General features: G+C 60.9%; 5 protein-coding genes and 1 pseudogene. 3 read left to right on the top strand and 3 right to left on the bottom strand.

Features of this window, described 5'->3' with window-relative positions:
* A partial coding sequence (locus DBR18_RS29385) for a phage infection protein (RefSeq protein WP_256588771.1) occupies positions 1–342 on the top strand: 342 nt, incomplete at its 5' end.
* Between the two features lie 71 nt (positions 343–413).
* On the opposite strand, the gene DBR18_RS17595 is transcribed toward DBR18_RS29385, so the two are convergent.
* From DBR18_RS17595 to DBR18_RS17585, 3 genes are all read right to left on the bottom strand, one after another.
* Entirely contained in the window at positions 414–749 is a 336-nt protein-coding gene (locus DBR18_RS17595; RefSeq protein WP_108591262.1) for a hypothetical protein, read from the bottom strand.
* 157 nt (positions 750–906) lie between these two features.
* Complete coding sequence (locus DBR18_RS17590) at positions 907–1,995, bottom strand: polyamine ABC transporter substrate-binding protein (RefSeq protein ID WP_108591261.1); 1,089 nt, start codon at positions 1,993–1,995, stop codon at positions 907–909.
* Positions 1,996–2,046: 51 nt separating this feature from the next.
* A complete protein-coding gene (locus DBR18_RS17585; protein ID WP_108591260.1) occupies positions 2,047–3,348 on the bottom strand; it encodes an FAD-binding oxidoreductase in 1,302 nt (433 codons plus the stop codon).
* Between the two features lie 160 nt (positions 3,349–3,508).
* On the opposite strand from DBR18_RS17585, the gene DBR18_RS17580 reads away from it, so the two are divergent.
* Together DBR18_RS17580 and DBR18_RS17575 are read left to right on the top strand one after the other, a co-directional pair.
* Positions 3,509–4,408: a LysR substrate-binding domain-containing protein gene (locus tag DBR18_RS17580; protein ID WP_108591259.1), complete on the top strand. Its 900-nt coding sequence runs from the start codon at positions 3,509–3,511 to the stop codon at positions 4,406–4,408.
* Positions 4,409–4,633: 225 nt separating this feature from the next.
* Positions 4,634–7,224: pseudogene (locus DBR18_RS17575) on the top strand (hypothetical protein); the annotation flags it as partial.

The raw sequence follows: 7,224 nt of genomic DNA, 5'->3' as shown, positions 1-7,224 counted from the left end.
GATCGACTGATCGAGCGTCGTGTTGCCGAAGGTGGTTCGGATCGCCTGCTGGAACGTCGTGTTGCTGAAGGTGGTGCGGATCGCCTGATCGAGCGTCGTGTCGCCGAAGGTGGCGCGGATCGACTGCTGGAACGTCGTGTTGCCGAAGGTGGCGCGGATCGCCTGCTGGAACGTCGTGTCGCTGAAGGTGGCGCGGATCGACTGATCGAGCGTCGCGTTGCCGAAGGTGGTTCGGATCGCTTGCTGGAACGTCGCGTTGCCGAAGGTGGCGCGGATCGCCTGATCGAGCGTCGTGTCGCTGAAGGCGGCGCGGATCGCCTGATCGAGCGTCGCGTTGCTTGAGTCGATGTCACTTCGCACAAGCCATGAAAAAGCCCGGCCTGATCAGCCGGGCTTTTGCGTTCAACCGCTGCTTATTGAGCAGTTTTCAGCTTGACCACATCACCGGAGATTTTGGTGGTGTAACCGGTCAGCACCCACGCCCAGAACCAGTTTTCCTGAACCTGGGTGTTGATCATGGCGTCGCCGCCCTTGGCCTTGATCGCCGCAGTCTGCGCGCGAACGAAACGGCTGTTCTGTTGAATCGGGATCACGCCGAACAGCAGCAGGCCGGTGGCCGTGGCTTCGCTATGACCAATCACGGTGTATTGGCTGCTGTCGTATTGTTTGGTGTTCATCGGGGTGCCGGTGCAACCTGCCAGAACCACACCGAACAGTGCGGCGGCGACTACTTTGCTCAGATATTTCACTGCAAACTCCATGGGTATAAGCCCGGGATCCGTCTCTCGGGCGGCGCACACTTTACTTCAGATGATGGCTCATTGGTATCAATCTCGGCAGGTTTCATGTTGCGCTGCAGTGCCCATGGGCGGGAGCTGCTGCAGTGCTCCCGCCCTCAGGTTGACCTCAAGTATTGGTCTTCAACTTGGTCCATAACCGTGTGGTCAAACGTGCGATCGCTGCGGGCAGTTCTTCGACGGTAAATAACCTCTCCATCACATTTTTCGGCGGATAGATCGCCGGATCATCTTTCACGTCCGCATTGAGGAACGGCTCGGCCCCCGCGTTCGGATTGGCGTAGTGGATGCTGTTGCTGATGTTGGCGATCACCTTGGGTTCGAGCAGGTAATTCATGTAGGCGTAGCCGTTGCTGGCATGCGGCGCGTGCTTGGGCATGACCAGCATGTCGAACCACAGGGTCGTGCCTTCATCCGGGATCGAGTAGGCGATGTCGATGCCGTTTTTGGCTTCCCTGGCGCTCGCGGCGGCCTGCACGATGTCGCCGTTGAAACCGATCACCGCGCAGACGTTGCCGTTGGCCAGGTCGCTGATGTATTTCGAGGCGTGGAAATACTGAATGTACGGACGGATTTTCAGCAGCGCCTGTTCGGCCTGTTTGTAATCCGCCGGTTCATGGCTGTGCGGCGGCAAATGCAGATAGTTGAGGGTAATCGGCAACACCTGTGTCGGGTTGTCGATAAATGCCACGCCGCACTGGCTCAGCTTCCTGATGTTTTCTTCCTTGAAGAAAAAGTCCCACGAACGCACGACATCGCTACTGCCGAAGATGGCCTTGATCTTTTCGACGTTATAGCCGATGCCGGCCGTGCCCCACATGTAGGGAAAACCGTACTGATTGCCGGGATCGTTGACCTCCAGTTTTTTCATCAACACCGGATCGAGGTGCTGCCAGTTCGGCAGTTGCGCACGATCAAGCTTTTCGATCGCCCCGGCCTTGATCAGCCGCGACAGAAAATGGTTCGACGGGCTGACCACGTCATACCCGGTGTTGCCGGTCATCAACTTCGACTCCAGCACTTCGTTGCTGTCGTGGATGTCGTAGGTGGTCCTGATCCCCGTGGTCTGGGTGAAGCTGGTCAGCGTGTCCGGGGCGATGTAGCTGTTCCAGTTGGAGATATTCACCGTTTCATCGGCGCAAGCGGCCGTCGAGCCTGCTGCAAATACGATCGCCAGGGAAAGTGTGTTGACGCGCATGGTCTGTCACCTGAATGGAGTGGCTTTTGTTGTTATGCGATAGGTGGAAATTCAGATTTCTGTTCTGGCCCTGACCGCCTCCACGCGCATGCGAAGCATGGCACCGATGTCGAAAAAAGGTCGCGGCGGCAGCCAGCCGGGTTCGGCCCGTTGCATCACCGATTGCAGCAGCGGTGAATCGACGCCGGACGCCAGTTCCGCCAGCAAGCGCCCCCACAGCGTGCCGCGCGCCACCCCGGAACCGTTGCAACCGGCCACGGCAAACACGCCCTCTTCCACCTTGCGGAAAAACGCCTGCCCACTGCGGGTCGCGCTCAAGTGGCCGGTCCAGGTGTATTGAATGTCTTGATCACCGAGAAACGGGAAGCGACGTTGCAGACCGCGGACATGGTGTTCGCGACGCAGCAACAACTCGGTTTCGGACAGATCGCGGGTGCGGTATTCGGCGGTGTTGCGAATCATCACCCGGCGGTCGGGGGTAAACCGCACGGTTGCGCCAAGCGGCCGGGTCGACAGCACGCCCCACGGCTCGACGGCGCCGATGGCCTGAAATTCCTGATCGCTGAGCGGCCGGGTCAGACTGGCGCTCAGTTCCATGGGGAAGGTCGCGCTGTTATCAATTCCGACCCGGGGAATGAAGGCGTTCAGGCACACCAGCACCCGCTTGGCCTCGATGCTGCCGCCTGCCGCGTTGGCGCGCAGTCGCCCGTGGCGCATGCGTTCCAGGCCGGTGAGGTCGGTGTGCTCGTAAACGCTGATGTTGCCCGGCAGCGCATTGAGCAGCCCCTTCACATATTTGGCCGGTTGCAGCAGCGCATTGCCGCTGCCACACCAGATCCCCGCCGTGTAGTGCCGGGTGCCGAGCTTGTGCGCCAGCGCATCGCCCTGGAGAAATTCGGCGCGAGCACCGAGGGCGCGCAAGGTCGCCAGTTTGGCCTCGACATGGCTGAGCTTGGCGGCGTCGCTGACGGCGAAGAAATACCCGTTGTCGCGAAAGTCGCAGTCAATGGCATGTTCGGCGACGGCCTGGCGCACAGCCTCGCTGGCGGCACGGGAAATCGCCGTGTCGATTTCAAATCCGGCAAAACCGGGCGCACCGATCAATTCACTGTCGGCCGGATGTTCGTGGGCCACGACGAACCCCGAATTGCGCGCCGACGCACCCTGCGCCGCCCGTTGGCGGTCAACCACCACGATGCGCGCCTGCGGGTGCATCTGCGCCAGGTTGTGCGCCGCGCTGAGGCCGGTGATGCCACCGCCGATCACCAGCCAGTCGGCTTTTAGCGCACCGCTCAGGCGACCGCGCTCCGGCGAGCTGCCGGCCTGGGCAATCCAGCCACATACATTTTCCATTGCTGACCTCATTCGACTGTCGTTGCACGGCTTGCCTTTGGCCGTTGCTCATGCGTGAATCGCATGGCGCATGCGCAAAGTTTGCCGCCAGAGCTGAAATCTATTAGGTCCCGGCGCGCCCAACCAACGTTATAAATTCATCGAGCCATTCTGAAAACGCATGGATAAAATCCGCCACGTGCCCTCCCTGCAAGCCATGCAGACGCTGGTTGAAGTCGCCCGTTGCGCCAGCTTCACCCAAGCCGCGCAACAGCTGTGTCTGACCCAAAGCGCCGTCAGCCGACAGATCCAGCAACTGGAAAGCCACTTCAGCGTCGCATTGTTCATCCGCACCAGCCGCAGCCTGCGCCTGACCCCGGAAGGCGAACAGGTGCTGGCCAGCGCCGTCAGCATTCTCGATCAACTGAAAAAACTTGAAGAACGCCTCGTGCCGCAGCAACGCCCGTTTCGCATTCGCATGCATGTGTCGCTGGCGGTGCGCTGGCTGCTGCCCAGGCTCAGCGACTTCTATCTCAGTCATCCCGAGATTTCGCTGGCGATTGAAACCGTCGCCACGGAAATCGTCGAACCGGCCAGTGACAGCGACGCCTGCATTCTTTACCTGCCGCAGCCGTCGACTGATGTGGATTGCCTGACGCTGTTCGAGGAAACGCTGGTGCCCGTGTGTTCGCCCGGCCTGAGCAACGCGCCGCGCTCGGTCGATGATTTGCTGGGGTTCGCCTTGCTGCATCGTTCCGCCGACCGGCAAGCCTGGATCGAATGGCTGGCGGCCAATGGCGCAAAACCGCTGGAGCGCTACCGGCACATCCCGTTCAACCTTGACGAGCTGGCACTGGACGCGGCGGCGCGAGGACTTGGCGTGGCGGTGACCGACATGACCCTGGCGGCAGAGTCGATCGAGCGCGGGGTGCTGATCGTTCCATTCGGCGAACCACTGAAAACAGGCGGGGTGTATTCGTTGTGTCCACAACCCTCGGCGGCCTCACATCCGGGGTGTGCAACGGTCATGCAGTGGTTTGCCAGCCAGATGGAAAAGAGTCGAGAACGGGACGGATATTGATCGCGGCGCTTGTCCGTGCATTAAAAGATCGCAGCCTGCGGCAGCTCCTACAGGGGTGAGCTGCCGCAGGCTGCGATTTTTTGCTTTGGCGAATCCAGGCCTGCCATTCGTCGCAAAAACGCCCTCACCTGTCAGATCTGACAGTAGGCAACCAGCCCCGCCAGCGCTCTAATCCCTCGGGCCACTTCCCTCAGCATCCATCCACATTGCACAGGTGACGCGCCCATGAGCAGCCAATTGACCAGCAATGCTTCCAGTCAGCAGATCACTGTGTTTCCGCCGGATCGCGGCATCGGCGCTCTGGCCGTGGATCCACCGTATCCGGTGGGTTTCAAGCCTCAGGAAGACGGGGCGCTGGGGGTCAACATCCACATGGTGCGGGGCGACCGCGACGGGCTGCTGGTCTACCTCCTGGCCTATTTCGAGATGACCATAGGCGACTCCATCAAAGTGCTCATTGAAAACACGCGGGCACCGGTCGCGCAATTTTCGGTCACCGCTGCGCACTTCGATGATCTGGGCAATGCCAAAAACATCCCGTTCCACATCTCGGCTGCCGATATGGAGTCCCGTTATCTGCCGCTGCAAATCCAGAACAAGGACTTCTGGTTTGAAGTCACGCGCATCAGCGGCAATGCCGAATCGTCGACGCCCCTGCCGCTGCTCTACAAATACCCCGCGCCGGGCGAGGCCGATACCGATGGCGGCAAACCCTTCAACCAGGGCCTGAAATTGCCCGTGGCCTCCGAGGGTTTCGTCGATCAGACGGTGATCGATGACGGGATGTTCGTGACCGTCCTGCAGTATTTCAATCAGCACATCGGTGATGTAGTGGTCCTGGCCTTCGGCTCGCTGCTGCTGGAAACCACGGTTACCGCGTTGGGCGATGTGATGTTCGAACTGACCCCGGATCAACTGGCCACCCTCACCCCCACCAACAGTCTGATGGTGCGCTGGGAAGTGTTCGATGTGGTGGAAAACGCCAGCGGCTGGTCGGACTCGCTGGTGCTGCCGTTCAAACCGGGCATCGTGCTGTTGGCCGCGCCGATCTTCGAACAGGCGGACATCGACAATGTCCTGCATCACGATCAACTGGCCGGTGGCACTGCCGGCATCCTCGTCACCGGCGTGTTTGCCGCCAATGACCGCATCGAACTGACCCTGCAAGGCGTCACTCAGGGCGGCGAAGCCGTGACCCACACCTACAACCGGACCCTGAGTGCCGCCGCACGCACCGTCGATTTTCCGGTCGAGAATGAAAAAATCCGCAACCTGATCGGCGGAGCCCTGCACGCGTCCTATCAGCTGATCCGGGCCGGCAAGAGCCAATTGTCCAAACCGGCGGACGTCACCGTCAGCGGCTTGTCCCAACCGCTTGGCCTGCCGCTCGTCGCGCCGCTGGTGGACGGCAAGCTGCCGGTGGACACCGCCGAAGCCACCGTACAGCTCGCCGAATACTGGCCACTGCAGACCGGAGCCACCGTCGAAGCCCGTTGGCAGACCACCGACAAGGACGGCGTCGCAGCGCTGTACATTTTCCGCCTGATCGTCAGCGACCCGACCCAACCGGTCATCTTCAAGGTGCCGGCCAAATACATCGCCCCCTTCCCGGACACCCCGCTGGTGGTGCAATGCACCGTGACCAATCCCGGGCAGACGCAGGTGTTTTCCGAGTTGCTGCAATTGCGCATCAGCGAACAGGCCGTGGTGCAACTGGACCCGCCGACACTGGTCAAACCGGCGCTCACACCCATTGATGCGCTGGCTTTTCCGGACGGCGTGACAATGCGCATCGAATACCTCAGCGCACTGACCGGCGACCGGGCGCGGCTGGTACACGTCAAAGGGACGCAGACGTTTCCACTAATGGCATTCAACAGCAACAAACGGGTCAACACCGTGTTGAGTCAGGCGTTCCTCGCCGCGTGGCAAGGGCAGACGCTGCAATTCCTCTGGAACCTGAACCGCAACAATGCACAGGCCGGCAAATCCGGACCGGTCACCGTCAGCGTGCTGAAGATTGCCGATGGCGACACACGCCTGCCACCGCCGCTGATCACTCAGGCGACCGGGCCGCAAGGTGCACAGATCGTCGACCTGACCACCTTCACCGGCAATGCCACCGCCACCGTCGCCCCATGGCCGGGGATTGCGGCAGGCCAACGGGTCTGGTTGCAGGCGACGGGAACACTGGAAAACGGCACGCCACTTACTCTAACGCTGCTCGACGGCGTGGCGATCACCACGGCCCATACCACTCGTGGCCTGAACGAACCCGTGCTGCGTACCGAACTGGAGAAACTGAAAAACGACACGCCATTGCGCCTCGAGTTGAAGGTCACTTTTGATGGGACTGCCGACAAGACCGCGGCGGTGACCTTTCCGGTAAGTACCTATACTCTCAAGACCTTCCTTCTGGTGGCCCCAACCCTGACCAACGTGACCGACAACAACGGTACAGAGGTTCCCGAAGGTGGCTCGACCCTCAGCACCACCCTGCATCTGAAGGGGCAGGCGAGCAAAGGCAAGCAAGTTGAAATTTTTGACGGCATTGGTGCGGACGCCACCTCCAAAGGCAAGGCAACGGCGGACATCACCACCGGTGACTGGCATCTGACCATCACCGTGCCGCTGGGCGCACGAAGCCTGTACGCCAAGTCGCTGTATCACCCGGACGATACGTTTTCCAATGTGCGTACGTTGACGGTAAACACTCGCGCGACCATTACCTCAGTGCGCGATGCCGCCAACGTAGCCTTGCCGAATCCGGGGTCAACCTATCAGACCGGCGTAACCCTGACCGGCACCGCCGGCCC

The sequence above is a fragment of the Pseudomonas sp. HMWF021 genome (genome assembly GCF_003061005.1).
Lineage (GTDB): Bacteria > Pseudomonadota > Gammaproteobacteria > Pseudomonadales > Pseudomonadaceae > Aquipseudomonas.
The sequence above is the reverse complement of the archived record's forward strand: the minus strand, read 5'-3'. Positions and strand labels throughout refer to the sequence as shown.

What these genes read in the sequence shown, in the direction of transcription:
- DBR18_RS17580 (WP_108591259.1), top strand. Translation starts at nt 3,509, where the DNA reads ATGGATAAAATCCGCCACGTGCCCTCCCTGCAAGCCATGCAGACGCTG.
- DBR18_RS17590 (WP_108591261.1), bottom strand. Translation starts at nt 1,995, where the DNA reads ATGCGCGTCAACACACTTTCCCTGGCGATCGTATTTGCAGCAGGCTCG.
- DBR18_RS17585 (WP_108591260.1), bottom strand. Translation starts at nt 3,348, where the DNA reads ATGGAAAATGTATGTGGCTGGATTGCCCAGGCCGGCAGCTCGCCGGAG.